Below are 19421 nucleotides of genomic sequence, written 5' to 3' on the forward strand. Positions count from 1 at the left end.
TTTAGGCTGGGTGTCTCTCTTCACCCAACCTAAAATTTGTATTTGTAAAATCTGTAAAAGGAGTGTCGTAAAAGGAATGCTTAGAAACTATGGTGTCTCGTTAATACATTCTAAACAAAAAGTTTTTAAAGGCAAAAAGGCTGGCGGACAGGGAGGGATTCGAACCCTCGGTAACCTTGACGGCTACGCATCCTTAGCAGGGATGTGGTTTCAGCCAACTCACCCACCTGTCCTTCAAAAAGTAGAATTATAGTAAAAATAAGTTAAAATAAAGCTTAAACTTTAATGGTTTCTAAACAAAACTAAGGGCTTTTATATTACAATTTTAAATTATGGATTAATAAAATTTAAAGGATAACACCATGCAATACGCGCTATTATTTCCAGGGCAAGGCTCGCAATGTATAGGAATGGGAAAATCATTCTATGAGAGCCACACCCTAGCTAAAGAATTGTTTGAAAGGGCTTCTAGTGCGCTTAAAGTGGATATGAAAAAAACGCTTTTTGAAGAAAATGAGCTTTTAAAAGAGAGCGCTTACACCCAGCCTGCCATTTATTTAGTGAGCTATATCGCTTACCAATTACTCAACAAGCAAGTCAATGGGGGGTTAAAACCCGTTTTTGCTTTAGGGCATTCGCTCGGCGAAGTGAGCGCGGTGTCTTTGAGCGGGGCGCTAGATTTTGAAAAAGCCCTTAAACTCACACACCAAAGAGGCAAAATGATGCAAGAAGCGTGCGCGAATAAAGACGCTTCCATGATGGTCGTTTTGGGCGTTTCTGAAGAAAGCCTTTTGAGTTTGTGTCAAAGGACCAAAAATGTGTGGTGCGCGAATTTCAATGGCGGCATGCAAGTGGTTTTAGCCGGGATTAAAGACGATTTGAAAGCCCTAGAGCCGACTTTAAAGGAAATGGGGGCTAAAAGAGTGGTTTTTTTAGAAATGAGCGTGGCGAGCCATTGCCCTTTTTTAGAGCCTATGACTTTTAAATTCCAGGAATTGCTAGAAAAAAGCCTGAAAGATAAATTCCATTTTGAAATCATCTCCAATGCGACTAACGAAGCGTATCACAACAAAGCCAAAGCCGTTGAATTATTGAGCTTGCAACTCACTCAGCCGGTGCGTTATCAAGACTGCGTGAAATCCAATAATGACCGAGTGGATGCCTTTTTTGAATTAGGCTGTGGGAGTGTGTTAAAGGGGCTTAACAAGCGATTGAGCAACAAGCCTACCATAAGCGTGGGGGATAATAAAGGGCTTGATGAAGCGATTGAGTTTTTAGAAGAATACGTGTGATGGGGAGAAAATGGTGCAAAAAATTGGCATTTTAGGGGCGATGAGAGAAGAAATAACCCCTATTTTAGAATTGTTTGGCGTGGATTTTGAAGAGATCCCTTTAGGGGGGAATGTTTTCCATAAAGGCGTTTATCATAACAAGGAAATCATTGTCGCTTATAGCAAGATTGGCAAGGTGCATTCCACTCTAACCACAACGAGCATGATTTTAGCGTTTGGCGTTCAAAAGGTGCTTTTTAGCGGAGTGGCTGGAAGCTTAACTAAAGGCTTAAAAATCAATGATTTGTTAGTGGCTATTCAATTAGTCCAACATGATGTGGATTTGAGCGCGTTTAACCACCCTTTAGGGTTTATTCCAGAAAGCGCAATTTTTATTGAAACCAGCGAAAGCTTGAACGCTTTGGCTAAAAAAGTCGCTAATGAGCAACATATCGCACTCAAAGAAGGCGTCATCGCATCAGGCGATCAGTTTGTGCATAGCAAAGAAAGGAAAGAGTTTTTAGTTAGCGAGTTTAAAGCGAGCGCGGTGGAAATGGAGGGAGCGAGCGTGGCGTTTGTGTGCCAAAAATTTGGCGTGCCATGCTGTGTGCTAAGGAGCATTAGCGATAACGCTGATGAGGAAGCCAACATGAGCTTTGATGCGTTTTTAGAAAAAAGCGCTCAAACTTCAGCGAAATTTTTAAAAAGCATGGTGGATAAGCTTTAGGGCTTGTTTTTACCAAACGCCAACCATTAAAACCCTATTTTTAAAGAATGGAGGTTTTTAAATTTTATTTTAAACTCATTTTATAATTAGAATTTAAGCTATTTTTTAGTAAAATAACAAAGGATTAGGTGTATCTTATCTTATAGACCTAGCTTTTGATTGAAAGCATGGGTTCTTTATTTTATGGAGTATCCAATGAAAAAGAAAGCTAACGAAGAAAAAGCCCCCAAAAGAGCTAAACAGGAAGCCAAAGCAGAAGCCGCACAAGAAAATAAAGCCAAAGAGAGCAATAAAACTAAAGAAAACAATAAAGCCAAAGAAAGCAAATTCAAAGAAATTAAAGCGAAAGAACCTGTTCCTGTTAAAAAGCTTAGTTTCAATGAAGCGTTAGAAGAATTGTTCGCTAATTCCTTGAGCGATTGCGTTTCTTATGAGTCTATCATTCAAATCAGCGCGAAAGTCCCCACTCTGGCCCAAATCAAAAAAATCAAAGAATTGCACCAAAAATACCAAAAGAAATTGGTCAGCTCTTCAGAATACGCTAAAAAACTCAATGCGATTGACAAGATTAAAAAAACTGAAGAAAAGCAAAAAGTTTTAGATGAAGAATTAGAAGATGGCTATGACTTTTTGAAAGAAAAGGATTTTTTAGAGTGGAGCAGAAGCGATAGCCCGGTGCGCATGTATTTGCGAGAAATGGGGGATATAAAACTTTTAAGCAAAGATGAAGAGATTGAATTGAGCAAGCAGATCCGCTTGGGCGAAGACATTATTTTAGATGCGATTTGCTCGGTGCCGTATTTGATTGATTTTATCTATGCGTATAAAGACGCTTTAATCAATCGTGAAAGAAGGGTTAAAGAGCTTTTCAGGAGCTTTGATGATGACGATGAAAATAGCGTGAGCGATTCTAAAAAAGACGATAACAGCGAAGAAGACGAAGAAAACGAAGAAAGGAAAAAAGTCGTTTCCGAAAAAGACAAGAAGCGCGTAGAAAAGGTTCAAGAAAGCTTTAAAGCCCTAGACAAGGCTAAAAAAGAATGGCTTAAAGCCCTTGAAGCCCCCATAGATGAAAAAGAAGACGAATTGGTGCGTTTATTGACTCTGGCCTACAAACGCCAAACGCTCAAAGACAGACTCTATGATTTAGAGCCTACCAGCAAACTGATTAATGAATTAGTCAAAACGATGGAGACCACTTTAAAAAGCGGCGATGGGTTTGAAAAAGAGTTGAAACGCTTGGAATACAAATTGCCCTTATTCAATGACACTCTCATCGCTAACCATAAAAAGATCCTTGCCAATATCACTAACATGACTAAAGAAGATATTATCGCTCAAGTGCCAGAAGCGACTATGGTGAGCGTGTATATGGATCTCAAAAAACTCTTTTTGACTAAAGAAGCGAGCGAAGAAGGCTTTGATTTAGCCCCTAACAAGCTAAAAGAAATTTTAGAGCAAATCAAAAGAGGGAAATTGATTTCCGATCGCGCTAAAAACAAAATGGCTAAATCCAATTTAAGGTTGGTGGTGAGCATCGCTAAACGATTCACGAGCAGAGGCTTGCCATTCTTGGATTTGATTCAAGAGGGCAATATTGGCTTGATGAAAGCGGTAGATAAGTTTGAGCATGAAAAGGGCTTCAAGTTTTCTACCTATGCGACTTGGTGGATCAAACAAGCTATCAGCAGAGCCATAGCCGATCAAGCCCGCACTATCCGCATCCCCATTCACATGATTGACACGATTAATCGCATCAATAAAGTCATGCGCAAACACATTCAAGAAAACGGCAAAGAGCCTGATTTAGAAGTGGTGGCTGAAGAAGTGGGGCTTTCGTTAGATAGAGTGAAGAATGTGATTAAGGTTACTAAAGAGCCTATCAGTTTGGAAACCCCAGTCGGCAATGATGATGACGGCAAATTTGGGGATTTCGTGGAAGATAAGAATATCGTTAGCTCCATTGATCACATCATGCGCGAAGATTTAAAAGCGCAAATTGAAAGCGTTTTGGATCAGTTGAATGAGCGAGAAAAAGCGGTGATCCGCATGCGTTTTGGGCTTTTAGACGATGAAAGCGATCGAACTTTAGAAGAAATCGGCAAGGAATTGAATGTTACTAGAGAAAGGGTGCGCCAGATTGAAAGCTCTGCGATCAAAAAATTGAGAAGCCCGCAATACGGGCGCATTTTAAGAAACTATTTGCGTATTTGACATTAAGGTTCTCTAAAGCATGCGTTATTTTCTTGTAGTTTTCTTGTTTTTGTTTGTGGGTTGCATGAAAAAGGATTTCACGCTCAAAGATTTATCCTTGCCCCAAGAGGCTTCAAGCTATCTTGCAAGCTCTCAAAATGGCAGTCATAATAACCAAAGCATTGACCCCCAAGCGTTAAGAGAAAAATTAAAAGAGAGCTATCTCAAAGCGTGGTATTCCCCATGGCTAGACATGAAAGTCAAAAGCAATAAAAAAGAAGTGTTTTGGATCCTTAAGGAGATGAATAAATCCACCGGTTATGGCGAAGATCTAAAACCCAACGCAAAAGCTTTCAATGATGAGCTCATTAAAAGCATGGATATTGAGCATTATCCGAGCGCTAAGATTAAGGCTGTTGTAACGCGAGATAGCGATGTTAGGGCTGTGCCTACTAACAAACCTTTTTATCTTTCTCCAAAAGGCTATCCTTTTGACAGGTATCAAAATTCGCTGATTTTTCAAGGCACGCCGGTTTTAATCACGCATTTCAATACGGATAAAACTTACGCCCACATTCAAAGCAGTTTTGTTTATGGTTGGATCAAAGTCAGCGATTTAGCCTACATGCATGATAAAGACATAGAGCTTTTAACTCATCTTAAAGATTATGTCATGCCTATAAAAGATAAAATCCCCCTTTATACAGACTATGGGGATTTTTACACCAGTGCCAGGGTGGGCGAATTGTTCGCTCTCATCCCCCAAAGCCAAAAAACACCTCAAAAACCCCAAAAAAAGGAATTAAAAGCCTATGGTTTTTTGAGGGACGCTAAGGGCTATGCGATCTTACAAAGCGTGATCTTAGAAGAAAAGGATTTTTTTGTTTTCCCTAAGGCTTTTAACAGCGAGAACATGGCGTATTTTATAGACACCATGCTAGGGCAAAAATACGGCTGGGGCGGGCTATTGGGTAACAGGGATTGCTCGGCTTTCACTAGGGATAGTTTCGCTAATTTTGGTATTTTGCTCCCCAGAAATTCCTACACGCAAAGCCGTTACGCGAACAATTATGTGGATTTAAGCTCTATGAAAGCCAAAGAAAAAGAAGACTACATCCTTAAAAACGCCACGCCTTTTGGAACGCTCATCTATTTAAAAGGGCATATCATGCTCTATTTAGGCGCACACAACCATCAAGCGATAGTCGCTCACAGCATTTGGTCGGTGCAAACCCAAAAGCATTTTAAAACCTTGAGCCATAAAATAGGAGGCGTGGTGATCACTTCATTATGGTTAGCGGAAGAACATAACGGGGCGTTTTCTAAAAAGAAATTATTGATTGACAGGGTGCTTGGAATGAGCGATTTGAAAGATTTCGTCAATAAAACTTCAAGCCCTTTGAATGCGAATTGATTTTCTTATACTATGATTACGATTTATCAATTTAAAACATTTGGAGAAAGACAATGAGTATGGAATTTGATGCCGTTATTATTGGAGGTGGGGTTTCAGGGTGCGCGACCTTTTATACTTTGAGCGAATACAGCTCTTTAAAACGCGTGGCTATCGTGGAAAAATGCTCTAAATTAGCTCAAATCAGCTCCAGCGCTAAGGCTAATTCACAAACTATTCATGATGGCTCTATTGAAACGAATTACACTCCCGAAAAAGCTAAAAAAGTGCGCTTGAGCGCTTATAAAACCAGGCAATACGCTTTGAATAAAAGCTTGCAAAATGAAGTGATTTTTGAAACCCAGAAAATGGCTATAGGCGTGGGCGATGAAGAATGCGAGTTCATGAAAAAACGCTATGAATCCTTTAAAGAAATCTTTGTGGGGCTAGAGGAATTTGACAAGCAAAAGATTAAAGAATTAGAGCCTAATGTGATTTTAGGGGCTAATGGCATAGACAGGCATGAAAATATTGTCGGGCATGGGTATCAAAAAGATTGGAGCACCATGAATTTTGCGAAGTTGAGTGAAAACTTCGTTGAAGAAGCCCTAAAATTAAAGCCTAACAACCAGGTGTTTTTGAATTTCAAAGTGAAAAAGATTGAAAAACGCAACGACACTTACGCGCTCATTTCTGAAGACGCTGAAGAAGTGTATGCTAAATTCGTGCTGGTCAATGCCGGCTCTTACGCTTTGCCTTTGGCTCAGAGCATGGGTTATGGCTTGGATTTAGGGTGCTTGCCTGTGGCGGGCAGCTTTTATTTTGTGCCGGATTTATTAAGAGGTAAGGTTTATACCGTTCAAAACCCCAAGCTCCCTTTTGCAGCCGTGCATGGCGACCCTGATGCTGTCATTAAAGGAAAAACACGAATTGGGCCTACGGCTTTAACGATGCCTAAATTAGAGCGCAACAAATGTTGGCTCAAGGGCATTAGCTTGGAATTGTTGAAAATGGATTTGAATAAAGATGTGTTTAAAATTGCGTTTGATTTGATGAGCGATAAAGAAATCCGTAATTATGTGTTTAAAAACATGGTTTTTGAATTGCCCATTATCGGTAAAAGGAAGTTTTTAAAAGACGCTCAAAAAATCATCCCCTCTCTTAGCCTAGAAGATTTAGAATACGCTCATGGTTTTGGCGAAGTGCGCCCGCAAGTTCTAGACAGAACCAAGCAAAAGTTAGAATTAGGCGAAAAAAAGATTTGCACCCATAAAGGCATCACTTTTAACATGACCCCTTCTCCAGGTGCGACGAGTTGCTTGCAAAACGCCCTTGTGGATTCTCAAGAAATCGCTGCGTATTTGGGCGAGAGCTTTGAATTAGAACGCTTTTACAAAGATTTATCCCCAGAAGAATTGGAAAATTAAAAACGCATGCAAAAAGAACAAGAAGCCCGAGAAATCGCTAAAAAAGCCGTTAAAATCGTGTTTTTTTTAGGGATTGTGGTGGTGCTTTTGATGATGATAAACCTTTACATGCTCATCAATCAAATCAATGCGAGCACTAAAATGAGCCAACAAATCAAAAAGATAGAAGAAAGGCTTAATCAAGGGCAAAAATAAAGGCTTTTTCTCCATTTCAATATTTTTTTAAAACATTTGTTTTTTTAAAGCTCTGTTCTGCAGTAAAGCTCATTTTCTTAAAGGGATAAGGGGTGTTTTGAAATCACCCTCCCCTAAGATCACACCACAAAAAACTACCGCTTGATTAAGATCAAGTTCTCTATTATTTATCTTTAAACTTTCCTTAAATTCAGCAATATTTAAGCTTATTTCCTTATAATGGGTGCTTTAATTTTATCAAAGGATTCTCATGACAAAGACTGCTAAAGTCAATGACATCGTTCGTGATTGGGTCGTTTTAGACGCTAAAGACAAAGTTTTTGGCCGCTTAATCACTGAAATCGCTGTGCTTTTAAGAGGCAAACACCGCCCTTTTTACACCCCTAATGTGGATTGTGGGGATTTTGTGGTGGTTATCAACGCTAATAAGGTTAAATTTTCAGGCATGAAATTAGAGGATAAAGAGTATTTTACCCATTCAGGCTATTTTGGCAGTACTAAGAGCAAGACTCTCCAAGAGATGCTAGAAAAAACCCCCGAAAAGCTCTACCACTTAGCCGTTAGGGGCATGCTCCCTAAAACGAAATTAGGGAAAGCGATGATTAAAAAACTCAAAGTTTATCGTGATGATAAGCACCCTCACACCGCACAAACTAGCAAAAAGGACGCTAAATGAGAAAAATCTATGCTACCGGTAAAAGAAAAACCGCTATCGCTAAAGTGTGGCTCACTCCGGGTAAAGGCGAATTGAGTATCAACGAACAGAGCCTGAATCAATGGTTAGGTGGGCATGAAGCCATTAAAATGAAAGTCATGCAGCCCTTACTTTTAACCAAGCAAGAGCAATCTGTGGATATTAAAGCGGTGGTTTTTGGTGGAGGCTACTCAGCGCAAGCGGAAGCCTTAAGGCATGGCATTTCTAAAGCTTTGAACGCTTATGATATTGCTTTTAGGGCCATTTTAAAACCTAAAGGCTTGCTCACTAGGGATTCAAGAGTGGTTGAACGCAAAAAATATGGTAAAAGAAAGGCCAGAAGAAGCCCGCAATTCTCCAAAAGGTAATTTTTATTTCTTTTTGCCTCTCCTTTATTTCTTTTTGCCTCTTCTTTGGGGGAGCTTTATAGGGCTTTGGCTCTCTTTTATTTTCTGCTTTTTTTTCTCTCTTGTTTTATTAAAATTTTCAAAATAATAATGTATAATAATCGCTCTCTATCAATTCGTTTTAAAAGGGCAAAGGGAATGAAATCTACAAGAATTGGTTCTAAAATCGTCATGATGGTGTGTGCGGTCGTTATTGTCATTAGCGCTGTTATGGGCGTTATTATCAGCTACAAGGTTGAAAGCGTGTTGCAAAGCCAAGCCACAGAATTGCTGCAAAAAAAGGCTCAGTTAGTCAGTTTTAAAATTCAAGGCATCATTAAGCACATTTTTATTGGTGCCAATACCCTTGAAAAATTTTTAAGCGATGAAAATAGTGCTATCAACGACACCCTAAAAAGGCGCATGCTCTCTGAGTTTTTGCTCGCAAACCCTCATGTGTTATTGATTAGCGCGATTTATACGAATAATAACGAACGAGTTATCACTGCCATGAGCATGGATTCAAAAATCGCTTACCCTAATACCACGCTCAATGAAAACATGGCCAATCAAATCCGTTCGCTCAAAAGTATAACCCGTTCAGATCCCTATTATAAAGAGGTTAATGGCGCTAAAATCTATGGCATGGATATTACCCTCCCCCTAATGGGTAAGAATCAAAAGATTATAGGTGCGCTGAATCTCTTTTTAAACATTGACGCTTTTTATACGGATGTGGTAGGCGAGAAAAAGAGTAACACCTTTTTAATGGGGAAAGATGGCAGGCTTTTAATCAATCCTAATCATAAGATCCAAGATAAGATTTTAAGCGCTATCAATCCGGATAAAAGAGTCGCTAAAGCTGTGGAGTATTACAATCAAAACGAAGCGGGCACTTTGAGCTGCCATTCATTGAGCGGGAATACAGAAACTTTTTTAGCCATACAGCCCTTTGATTTTTTTGAAGGAAAAGGGAATAACGGCACTCATTGGCGTTGGGCAATCGGAAAATATGTCAATAAATCTTTAGTCTTTAAAGAAGCCACAAACACCAAATACATCATTATCACCACTTTGATTTTAGGCGTGCTGGTGTTAGCCCTTTTAGTCTTTATCATCATTTCTAATCTCATAACTAAACGCATCAGTAGGGTCAATAACACCCTAAATGATTTTTTCAACTTGCTCAATAACCCCAAAAATAACCATGCCATAAGCCTAACGCCCCCAAGCGCTTATGATGAAATCGGGCAGATGCAAGCTTCCATTAATGAAAATATCCTTAAAACCCAAGAAAACATTCAAGCCGATAACAAAGCCATTCAAAACAGCATTGAAGTAACAAATTATGTGGAAAATGGGGATTTCACGCAAGAAATCGCATGCGTGCCTAAAAATAAAGATTTGCAAGCTCTAAGAAACACGATTAACAGCATTATCCAGTATTTTCGTAACCAAATTGGCGCCAATATTGAAACCCTAAATAACGCTCTAGAGCATTATAAAAACCTGGATTTCACCCACCACATCCAAAATCCTAAAGCCAACATGGAAAAAACGCTCAACACTTTAGGGCAAGAAATTTCTAGCATGCTTAAAGCTTCTTTAGGGTTTGCGAACGCGCTCAATCATGAATCCAAAGATTTAAAAACTTGCGTGGATAATTTAACCAAGACCGCTCATAAACAAGAAAGAAGCTTAAAAAACACCACCCAATCCTTAGAAGAAATCACGAATATTATCACAACCATTGATTCTAAAAGCCAAGAGATGATCTCTCAAGGCGAAGACATTAAAAGTGTGGTGGATATGATTAGAGATATTGCTGATCAAACGAATTTATTAGCCCTAAACGCCGCTATTGAAGCCGCAAGGGCCGGCGAGCATGGCAGAGGCTTTGCGGTGGTGGCTGATGAAGTGAGGAAGCTCGCTGAAAGGACGCAAAAATCCCTCAGCGAGATTGAAGCCAATATTAATATTTTAGTTCAAAGCATCGCCGATAACGCTGAGTCTATTAAAATGCAAAATAAGGGCGTAGAAAACATCCACAACTCCATTAACGCCTTGCAACAAGATGTGCAGGATAATTTAACTATCGCTAATTATTCTTTACAAGTCAGCACCAAAATTGATGGGATCTCCCAAGATATTTTAGAAGATGTTAGCAAGAAGAAATTTTAATTTCTGCCTTTAATTTTGAGCGTCTAAAATGTGGAACCGCCCCCTTTTTCTAAAGCAAGGAGCTTCCTAACTAAAGCATTCCATTGAATGCTAACACGAAAGGCTTTGTTCTTTAAAGCCTGCATGGGCATTTCTTACCCTAAAAAGACTAGAGGTATTTTGTTAGCTTGAATATAGCCTAAGCGCTTACATCTTGCACCCTAAAGGACGGAGTTTTTTGCACTAGTTTGATGATAAAAAGCTTTGGTTGGATTTTTAAAAGCGTTCTTAAAGGGAGTTAGTTGGGGGTTAAAGGGGTATTCATCGCCAAAGTATCCCCCTTAAAAGAATTATAAATAAAAATATTAAGTTTTGGCTATCACTCTTTGATGTTGGGGTTTAATCTCAATTCCCCATATCGCCACCCATATCCCCCATGTCTCCCATATCGCCACCCATGTCGTCGTTCATGTCCCCCATATCGCCCATGTCATCGTTGCCATTACCCATGTCGTCGTTCATGTCGTTCGCATTGTTCATGTCATCACCCATGTCGTTGCCGTTGCTCATGTCGTCATTAGTGTTACCCATATCATCGTTGCCGTTGTTCATGTTGCTCATATCATCAGTGTTACCGGTATCAGTATTGCCGGTGTCCGTATTGCCGGTATCAGTATTATTCATATCGCCGGTATTGTTGCCGCTAGCATCTTTATCGTCAGTGGGGGTGTCGTTTGCGTTGCCGGTGTCAGTGGTGTTAGTGTCCATGTGATCATCATTGTGATCATCGTTAGTGGCGCTGTTAGGGTTTATGAGCACGTTACTCCCTTGATCCTTGCTGTCATTTGCATGGGTGTTGGCCATGTTGTTGGTAGGCGTTTGTTGCGTAGGTTGTTGCATGGGGTTATTCATCGCATCATTCAAATCATCTCTATCATCGCCATCAATTTTCAAACTCCCGTCTAAATAATTCCCCACTACATCGCTGCTATGGCTCAATTGTTGCACGCTGTCTAAGGCTTTATCCACTTGAGCTTGTTGCTCGCTTGAAAGCCCTTTTTGATCTTTTAAGTCATTGTCTAGTTGGTTCAAGTTATTGTCTAATTTGTCCCTCACTTCCATAGCCTTATTCACAACCGAATCAATCTTACTAGGGCTCGCCCCATCTTGCTTCATTTCTTTGATTTGCCCCACTAAATGGTTAAGCTCTTTGGCTTGAGAAGTTATCGCATCCACGCTTTTAGTGGGCATGGCTTTAGTGTGGAAAAGCGAATTGTCTTTGAGCATGCGGCTGTTGTCTAAATTGACTAAAGCGCTATTCAAGCGGTTGGTTTGAATGCCTTTGCTGAATTTGGGATCACGATAAAAGCTCATAAGATTTGCCTGCTGTAAGGATTTATCGTCCTTGTCGTCTCTGTCATCATCAGTAGGCGTATCAAGTTGGTTAATGGAAGCGTCATGGTCTAAAATCTCTTCTTGATCGAGTGCATACATGTAATTTTCTAACATCAAGTAATCTTGAACTTGCATCATGAAAAACATGTTAGGGTAGAAACCATACATGCCATCATAAAAGTCATAAAAATCATACATGCCCATTCCATACATGCCATACATACCATAATAAGGGCTATAGTAAGAGTTGTAATAGTTGTTGCTCCTGTAATAAGGGCTTTGAGCCTTTTCATTCTCTTGTTGTTTTTTAAGATACGCCCCTACCACACTCAAATCAGCGAGCATCTTTTGAGCCGTTTTTTGATCTTTTAAAGAAATACCTAAGGGGATATAAATACCGGTGCGGTAACTATAAAAAGAATCCCTAGCGATGATTTTAAGGCAATATTTCAAATTCTTTTGCAATTTTAGGGCTTGCCTCAAACGTGCATGCGCTCTAAAATTCCCCAAGATGCCGGAGTTAAAACGCATTTTTTCCACTAACGCACTGAATTTTTTCGCATCGCCATTAGCCGCATTGATATAGTTTAAAGCCGTAGCTCCCCACTCTTTGGTGCTGCTTTTATAACCCCCAAAATTCACTATTTTTGGCGTTAATTCCCCTTTTAATTGCGAATCTTTTAAATCAAACAACGCCCTATTCACGCTGATAGCGTTTAAACTGAGTGTCATTATAAAAAGTATTTTTATAGCTTTCATTCATAACCTTAAAAAATATCTCTTGCGAGCATTATAGACTATTTTTAGAAATCAAAATGACTTTTGAAAACAAGCCAAAGTAAAAAATAAAATCTAAAAAACAAAAGGTTCTGTTTTAAACGCTTCTTTAGTTTTAAAAAACTTTCTTAAACAAAAACCTAACCCCCAACAAAACAAACACCACAAAAAAAGAAAAAAGAAACCAACAGAGAGAAAACCCTCTATTGAAAAGAAGAGAAAGGCTTAGAAGTTGATCATGTAGTTGAAATAGATAGAGAAGTTCCTTTTATAGAACACATCTACCGATCTATCTACGCCCCTTTCCTTATAGAATTGGTTGGTGAATAAAGGCAATTTAAAGCCCACTTCAATCCCGCTGTGTTTAGAAAAATTGCTCCTAAAACCAAATTCAACAGGCATTTGAAAGTAGCTTGTGTTCATGCTCGCTGAACAGCCGGCGGTGTTGTTGCAAATTTGCATTTGAGATTTCAAGTAGCTCTCTCCTTGAACGATAAACGAATCCCCTCCCAATCCAAAGCCTAAGAACAACCCTGCTGTGTTATAGCCCTCTTTACTTTCATAGAAGTTATAGAGCGCATCAAAGCCCACGCCATAAGTGAAGTTATTCACTTGAGACGCTCCCTCCATGATTCCAAGCTGACTCCCCACAAAGCTTAAATTCGCATGGTTATAGCTGTAGTATCCATAAGACCTAAAGCCAAAGCGTTTGGTTTTACCAAAGAACCACTTATACCCTGCCATCGCATCTACCCCATACATTTGCCCGTAATTATTGGTGTTAACCACGCTTGGCGTGTAGGTTGCTTGGGCTTGAGCGACAGCGGTTTGGATGTTTTTATGCACATTCATGAAAGCGTCCTTTTGAGCCGTTAGATTGGTTTTTAGCGCGTTTAAGAAATTGATGGCATCTGTCGTTGTGCTGTTACCGGTAGCCGCAAGCGTAACGGCTTGCGTTTTTTGCGTATCAGTTGCATTAAGATCGGCTAGAGCCATATCCACTTGATTGATAGCTTTATCTAACGCGCCCACAACCGCATTAGATCCGTTTGTCAATTGCCCGATCGTCGTGCTAGAAGAATCTAAATAGCCTTTTAAAGTGTTTTGAGCGCTTTCTAATGCGCTAAACGTGCTGCTTAGCCCTTGAGCGTTGGGAATCACACTGCTTAAATCGGTGCTGCTATTCAAAAGGTTGCCAATCGTTGCGGTTTGCTGATACATGGTTTCTACCCCACTTAAAGTGGTGTTCATGCCGCTCACGCTCACGCTCTTAAGATTATTAACCGTAGTGGTGTCTTTAACCAGCTGACTTTCCACACCGCTACCGCTTGAACTTGGTGTGTTACTAACGGTGTGTTTTGGTTCCTCTTTAGTTGGTGGGGTTGATGGGGTTGGTGTGCTAGCGGTGTGTTGGTCTTTATCGCCACTGCCGCTTGTGTCATCTTTTTTAGTTGGTGGGGTTGATGGGGTTGGTGTGCCGCTTGAAGCGGTGGTTTGGGCTTGATCTTGTTGGGTTAATGTGCCACCGCTATTACCTTTGTCTTTGTCGCTATTTGTATCTTTACTATCCTTATCCTTTTTAGTTTCAGCATAATTACCAAAAACATGCGATGGTTTTTGCAATGCCGCGTAGGTTTCTAAATCGGTAGCGTTCATGCTCCCTAAAAGCACGCCACTAGCCGCTAAAGAGACAAAGCCTAATTTTTTGAATGACTTTTTCATAACTTCTTTCTTATTTTTTCATCCAGCTTGTGCTTGGATTGACTTTAGTGTCCGGTTTGGAAGCGCTTTGCGTTTCTTGGGCTGGAGCTGTTTGATTGCTGCCAAACATTGAAGTGTCTATCGGGGTGTTATTGTTAGCACCTGAGGTGCGGGTGGTGTTTTGGTTTTCTAAATTAGAATATTGAAACCCCCCTCCTAAAAACGCACCGCTTTTTTCTGCCATAGACACACTAAAGGCTAATGCCATACCTAAAAAAACTTTTTTCATTTAAAACTCCTTAATGTGAGAAATCCTAAGGATTTCTTTTTTTATTGCATTCATGCTATGGCGCAAAAATATAGGGGATCATCAAAATTTGAGAGTTGTCCTTGAATACATTTGCTTCTACAGAATACAATTCGCTCTTACAAATATTGAGCTTTGGATTTATATCACAAAAAAGTGAATTTTTCGTTAAGAATGTGTTAAATAAATCGTTTTATGTTTTAAAAGTGTATTTATATATAAAAATATATATATAGAATTTAAAATTATATTTAACTAGATTTTATGGAAGCTCTTACGCTGTTTTTGTGGGGCGAAAATTTGGAGCATGTTAGGGTTTTTGGTAGTGGTGGATGGCTATCTTAAAAAAGGCTGTTTTATCGTTTTTGTCGTATCGTGTGGAAATCTCATTCAAACTGGCTTTGAAAATGAGCGATTAGAGGGTTAATCACTTCATCTAAATTCCCTGAAAGCATGATTTCTTCCAAACTATACAGAGTTAAATTGATTCGGTGTTCGCTCAAGCGGTTTTGCGGGTAATTGTAAGTGCGGATCCTTTCGCTCCTGTCCCCACTACCCACCTGCTCCTTTCGGTCTTTGGCGTTAGCGAGTTGTTGCTCTTCAATTTGTTTTTCATAAAGGCGCGCTTTTAGGATTTTTAGGGCTTTATCCTTGTTTTTATGTTGGGATTTTTCATCTTGCATGCTCACGCTGATATTGGTGGGGAGGTGCGTGATGCGCACCGCAGAGTCTGTGGTATTGACGCATTGCCCCCCATGCCCGCCAGCGCGAAACACTTCAATCTTTAAATCGCTAGGGTTGATAGAAACTTCCACATCATCTACTTCAGGCATGATCGCTACTGTGATAGCGGAAGTGTGGATACGCCCTTGAGATTCTGTTTCAGGGACTCTTTGGACTCGATGCGTGCCTGCTTCAAATTTGAGCCTTGAATACACGCCCTTACCCTTAATCAAAGCGATGATTTCTTTATAGCCCCCTACGCTGTTTTCGCTAGAGCTTACTATCTCCACTTTCCATTTTTTCAAATCCGCATAACGGCAATACGCCTTAAACAAATCCCCTACAAAAATGCCCGCTTCATCGCCCCCCGTGCCGGCTCTTAACTCTAAATAAATGTTTTTATCATCGTTAGGATCTTTGGGGATAAGGAGTTGCTTAATGGCGGTTTCTAGATCGCTTTTTTGGATTTCTAAAATTTTCAACTCTTCTTTAGCCAGTTCACTCAATTCCTTGTCTTCTAAAAGCTCTTTATTTTCCTTGATACCCTCTAAAACGCTCAAATACTCTTTACTCGCTGTAGAGATTTCTTCAATGGAGCTTTGCTCTTTGCTCAATTCGGTGAGTTTTTTAATATCGCTAATGACTTCAGCGCTAGAAAGCAACGCTGTGAGTTCGTCGTATCGCTTGAGAATGGAAGAAAGCTTTTCAGCTAGAATAGACATGCAAGACTACCTATAAAAAGATGTGGATAAAAAGACGCAACAATCTACAAAACGCAAAACTTAAAAAGAAGCCCAATAATAAAAACCCATCACTGAGCTTAAAGAAGTCAAAAACGCCCTAAAACTAAGCGAGAGCGATTTTTTTCACTGAAGCGTTAAGTCTTGAGACTTTCCTAGAAGCGGTGTTTTTCTTTAAAATCCCCTTGCTGACAAATTTGTGCAACTCTTTATTAGCGATTTTCAAACGCTCTTGAGCTTTTGCTACATCATTAATAGCGACCGCTTCACGCACGGCCTTAATGATATTTTTAACTTTAGTTTTATAGAACCTGTTGCGTTCGGTTCTTTTAATGGTCTGTCTGATTCGCTTTTCTGCGGACTTATGATTTGCCATAGCCTTGTTTTAATCCCTTTGTAATGTAAAATTTGGCATAATTCTATCTAAAAATTGATTAAAAATAGTTTAAAAGGTATTTTATAACGATGAAAATTTTTGGGACTGATGGCGTGAGGGGTAAAGCAGGGGTGAAACTCACCCCCATGTTTGTGATGCGTTTGGGCATTGCCGCCGGATTGTATTTTAAAAAACATTCTAAAACGAATAAAATTTTAATTGGTAAAGACACCAGAAAAAGTGGCTATATGGTAGAAAACGCTTTAGTGAGCGCTTTAACTTCCATAGGCTATAATGTGATTCAAATAGGGCCTATGCCTACCCCTGCGATTGCGTTTTTAACCGAAGACATGCGCTGCGATGCGGGCATTATGATAAGCGCAAGCCACAACCCTTTTGAAGATAATGGCATTAAGTTTTTCAATTCTTATGGTTATAAGCTTAAAGAAGAAGAAGAAAGAGCGATTGAAGAAATCTTTCATGATGAAAGATTATTGCATTCCAGCTATAAAGTGGGTGAGAGCATCGGTAGCGCTAAAAGGATAGACGATGTCATAGGGCGCTATATTGCACATTTAAAACACTCTTTCCCCAAACATTTGAATTTACAGAGTTTAAGGATCGTGCTAGATACGGCTAATGGCGCGGCTTATAAGGTAGCTCCGGTCGTTTTTAGCGAGCTTGGGGCTGATGTTTTAGTGATTAATGATGAGCCTAATGGGTGTAATATTAATGAGCAATGCGGGGCTTTACACCCCAACCAATTGAGCCAGGAAGTGAAAAAATACCGCGCGGATCTGGGCTTTGCTTTTGATGGCGATGCTGACAGGCTAGTGGTGGTGGATAATTTAGGGAATATCGTGCATGGGGACAAGCTTTTAGGGGTGTTAGGGGTTTATCAAAAGTCTAAAAACGCCCTTTCTTCTCAAGCGGTTGTCGCCACGAGCATGAGCAATTTAGCCCTTAAAGAATACCTAAAATCCCAAGATTTAGAATTGAAGCATTGCGCGATTGGGGATAAGTTTGTGAGCGAATGCATGCGATTGAATAAAGCCAATTTTGGAGGCGAACAAAGCGGGCATATCATTTTTAGCGATTACGCTAAAACCGGCGATGGTTTGGTGTGTGCGTTGCAAGTGAGTGCACTTGTGTTAGAAAGCAAGCAGGTAAGCTCTGTTGCGTTAAACCCCTTTGAATTATACCCCCAAAACCTAGTGAATTTGAATGTCCAAAAAAAGCCTCCTTTAGAAAGCTTGAAAGGTTATAGCGCTCTTTTAAAAGAATTAGACAAGCTAGAAATCCGCTATTTGATCCGTTATAGCGGCACTGAAAACAAATTACGAATCCTTTTAGAAGCTAAAGATGAAAAACTTTTAGAATCCAAAATGCAAGAATTGAAAGAGTTTTTTGAAGGGCATTTGTGCTAAACACCACCCAACAAAGCCTGTTAGTTTTTATAGGGGTTTTTTCCCTTATTTTTGGCGTGGATCAAGCGATTAAATACGCTATTTTAGAGGGGTTTCGCTATGAAAGTTTGATGATAGATATTGTTTTAGTGTTCAATAAAGGCGTGGCGTTTTCCTTGCTCAGTTTTTTAGAGGGGGGTTTGAAATACTTGCAAATCCTTTTGATTTTAGGGCTTTTTATCTTTTTAATGCGCCAAAAGGAGCTTTTTAAAAGCCATGCGATAGAGTTTGGCATGGTGTTTGGCGCTGGGGTTTCTAATGTCTTAGACCGGTTTGTGCATGGGGGTGTGGTGGATTATGTGTATTACCATTACGGCTTTGATTTTGCAATTTTTAATTTCGCTGATGTCATGATAGATGTAGGCGTGGGCGTTTTATTGTTAAGACAATTCTTTTTTAAGCAAAAACAAAACAAAATTAAGGCATAATTGCCCCTTATAATAAAAGGTCGCGTAGCTCAGTTGGTAGAGCACTACCTTGACATGGTAGTGGCCGCTGGTTCAAGTCCAGTCGTGGCCACCATTATCACTCCAATTTTAATTCTCATTTTTTCGTGGGTTTTTGATTTTATGAAGTGATTCTAAAGGGTATTAAACGCGCTTCCAATAACGCTTTTATAGCGCTTCAAAAGTATAACACTAATTTATTTTAAATAATAATTAGTTAATGAACGCTTCTGTTAATCTTAGTAAATCAAAACATTGCTACAATTACTCCAACCTTGATTTCGTTATGTATTCAAGGAAAAACACTTTAAGAATAGGAGAATGAGATGAAACTCACCCCAAAAGAGTTAGACAAGTTGATGCTCCACTACGCTGGAGAATTGGCTAAAAAACGCAAAGAAAAAGGCATTAAGCTTAACTATGTGGAAGCGGTAGCTTTGATTAGTGCCCATATTATGGAAGAAGCGAGAGCTGGTAAAAAGACTGCGGCTGAATTGATGCAAGAAGGGCGCACTCTTTTAAAACCTGATGATGTGATGGATGGTGTGGCAAGCATGATCCATGAAGTGGGTATTGAAGCGATGTTTCCTGATGGAACTAAACTCGTAACCGTGCATACCCCTATTGAGGCCAATGGTAAATTAGTTCCTGGTGAGTTGTTCTTAAAAAATGAAGACATCACTATCAACGAAGGCAAAAAAGCCGTTAGCGTGAAAGTTAAAAATGTTGGCGACAGACCGGTTCAAATCGGCTCACACTTCCATTTCTTTGAAGTGAATAGATGCTTAGACTTTGACAGAGAAAAAACTTTCGGTAAACGCTTAGACATTGCGAGCGGGACAGCGGTAAGGTTTGAACCTGGCGAAGAAAAATCCGTAGAATTGATTGACATTGGCGGTAACAGAAGAATCTTTGGATTTAACGCATTGGTTGATAGGCAAGCAGACAACGAAAGCAAAAAAATTGCTTTACACAGAGCTAAAGAGCGTGGTTTTCATGGCGCTAAAAGCGATGACCACTATGTAAAAACAATTAAGGAGTAAG

General features: G+C 39.7%; 17 protein-coding genes and 2 tRNA genes. 13 read left to right on the top strand and 6 right to left on the bottom strand.

Annotated elements, in window-relative coordinates; genetic code table 11:
- Nucleotides 1–141: 141 nt before the first annotated feature.
- Nucleotides 142–233 (bottom strand) — tRNA-Ser (locus QAP06_RS06875).
- 129 nt (nt 234–362) lie between these two features.
- On the opposite strand from QAP06_RS06875, the gene fabD reads away from it, so the two are divergent.
- From fabD to tlpC, 9 genes are all read left to right on the top strand, one after another.
- The gene (fabD, locus tag QAP06_RS06880) at nt 363–1292 is read left to right on the top strand and encodes an ACP S-malonyltransferase (RefSeq protein ID WP_286465583.1); all 930 of its coding nucleotides are present in this window, start codon (nt 363–365) and stop codon (nt 1290–1292) included.
- Nucleotides 1293–1302: 10 nt separating this feature from the next.
- Complete coding sequence (locus QAP06_RS06885) at nt 1303–1998, top strand: 5'-methylthioadenosine/adenosylhomocysteine nucleosidase (protein WP_286465585.1); 696 nt, start codon at nt 1303–1305, stop codon at nt 1996–1998.
- A gap of 195 nt (nt 1999–2193) precedes the next feature.
- Nucleotides 2194–4212, top strand: coding sequence for an RNA polymerase sigma factor RpoD (rpoD, locus tag QAP06_RS06890; RefSeq protein WP_286465586.1), 2019 nt, complete (start codon nt 2194–2196; stop codon nt 4210–4212).
- A 19-nt stretch (nt 4213–4231) separates the two neighbouring features.
- Nucleotides 4232–5605: an SH3 domain-containing C40 family peptidase gene (locus QAP06_RS06895; RefSeq protein WP_286465587.1), complete on the top strand. Its 1374-nt coding sequence runs from the start codon at nt 4232–4234 to the stop codon at nt 5603–5605.
- Nucleotides 5606–5658: 53 nt separating this feature from the next.
- Complete coding sequence (locus tag QAP06_RS06900) at nt 5659–7011, top strand: FAD-dependent oxidoreductase (RefSeq protein ID WP_286465588.1); 1353 nt, start codon at nt 5659–5661, stop codon at nt 7009–7011.
- Between the two features lie 6 nt (nt 7012–7017).
- Nucleotides 7018–7206 carry a DUF5408 family protein gene (locus tag QAP06_RS06905; protein ID WP_286465589.1) on the top strand — a complete coding sequence of 63 codons (189 nt, stop codon included), beginning with the start codon at nt 7018–7020 and terminating at the stop codon, nt 7204–7206.
- A gap of 250 nt (nt 7207–7456) precedes the next feature.
- Entirely contained in the window at nt 7457–7882 is a 426-nt protein-coding gene (gene rplM / locus QAP06_RS06910; RefSeq protein ID WP_000167675.1) for a 50S ribosomal protein L13, read from the top strand.
- Entirely contained in the window at nt 7879–8268 is a 390-nt protein-coding gene (rpsI, locus tag QAP06_RS06915) for a 30S ribosomal protein S9 (protein ID WP_001227269.1), read from the top strand. The genes rplM and rpsI overlap by 4 nt, the downstream gene beginning before the upstream one ends.
- Before the next feature lie 177 nt (nt 8269–8445).
- Nucleotides 8446–10467: a methyl-accepting chemotaxis protein TlpC gene (gene tlpC, locus QAP06_RS06920; RefSeq protein ID WP_286465591.1), complete on the top strand. Its 2022-nt coding sequence runs from the start codon at nt 8446–8448 to the stop codon at nt 10465–10467.
- Nucleotides 10468–10851: 384 nt separating this feature from the next.
- Here the strand turns inward: tlpC and QAP06_RS06925 are convergent, their stop codons facing one another.
- The 5 genes from QAP06_RS06925 to rpsT form a co-directional block, all read right to left on the bottom strand.
- The gene (locus QAP06_RS06925) at nt 10852–12600 is read right to left on the bottom strand and encodes a dentin sialophosphopreproprotein (protein WP_286465592.1); all 1749 of its coding nucleotides are present in this window, start codon (nt 12598–12600) and stop codon (nt 10852–10854) included.
- Between the two features lie 243 nt (nt 12601–12843).
- The gene (locus QAP06_RS06930) at nt 12844–14340 is read right to left on the bottom strand and encodes an outer membrane beta-barrel protein (RefSeq protein ID WP_286465593.1); all 1497 of its coding nucleotides are present in this window, start codon (nt 14338–14340) and stop codon (nt 12844–12846) included.
- A 10-nt stretch (nt 14341–14350) separates the two neighbouring features.
- Nucleotides 14351–14608 carry a hypothetical protein gene (locus tag QAP06_RS06935; RefSeq protein WP_023591765.1) on the bottom strand — a complete coding sequence of 86 codons (258 nt, stop codon included), beginning with the start codon at nt 14606–14608 and terminating at the stop codon, nt 14351–14353.
- Between the two features lie 404 nt (nt 14609–15012).
- On the bottom strand, nt 15013–16071 hold the full coding sequence (gene prfA / locus QAP06_RS06940) for a peptide chain release factor 1 (RefSeq protein ID WP_286465594.1): 1059 nt from the start codon (nt 16069–16071) through the stop codon (nt 15013–15015).
- A 124-nt stretch (nt 16072–16195) separates the two neighbouring features.
- On the bottom strand, nt 16196–16465 hold the full coding sequence (gene rpsT, locus QAP06_RS06945; RefSeq protein ID WP_001273627.1) for a 30S ribosomal protein S20: 270 nt from the start codon (nt 16463–16465) through the stop codon (nt 16196–16198).
- 89 nt (nt 16466–16554) lie between these two features.
- On the opposite strand from rpsT, the gene glmM reads away from it, so the two are divergent.
- The 4 genes from glmM to ureA all read left to right on the top strand — a co-directional run bounded on the left by glmM (nt 16555) and on the right by ureA (nt 19420).
- A complete protein-coding gene (gene glmM / locus QAP06_RS06950) occupies nt 16555–17892 on the top strand; it encodes a phosphoglucosamine mutase (RefSeq protein WP_286465595.1) in 1338 nt (445 codons plus the stop codon).
- Nucleotides 17886–18359, top strand: a complete 474-nt coding sequence (gene lspA, locus QAP06_RS06955) for a signal peptidase II (RefSeq protein WP_286465596.1) — start codon at nt 17886–17888, stop codon at nt 18357–18359. The genes glmM and lspA overlap by 7 nt, the downstream gene beginning before the upstream one ends.
- Nucleotides 18360–18377: 18 nt before the next feature.
- A tRNA-Val gene (locus QAP06_RS06960) sits at nt 18378–18453 on the top strand.
- A gap of 250 nt (nt 18454–18703) precedes the next feature.
- Nucleotides 18704–19420 carry an urease subunit alpha gene (ureA, locus tag QAP06_RS06965; protein WP_000779222.1) on the top strand — a complete coding sequence of 239 codons (717 nt, stop codon included), beginning with the start codon at nt 18704–18706 and terminating at the stop codon, nt 19418–19420.
- The last annotated feature ends 1 nt before the right edge of the window (nt 19421 follow it).

It is taken from the genome of Helicobacter pylori (genome assembly GCF_030323545.1).
Classification (GTDB): domain Bacteria; phylum Campylobacterota; class Campylobacteria; order Campylobacterales; family Helicobacteraceae; genus Helicobacter; species Helicobacter pylori_CO.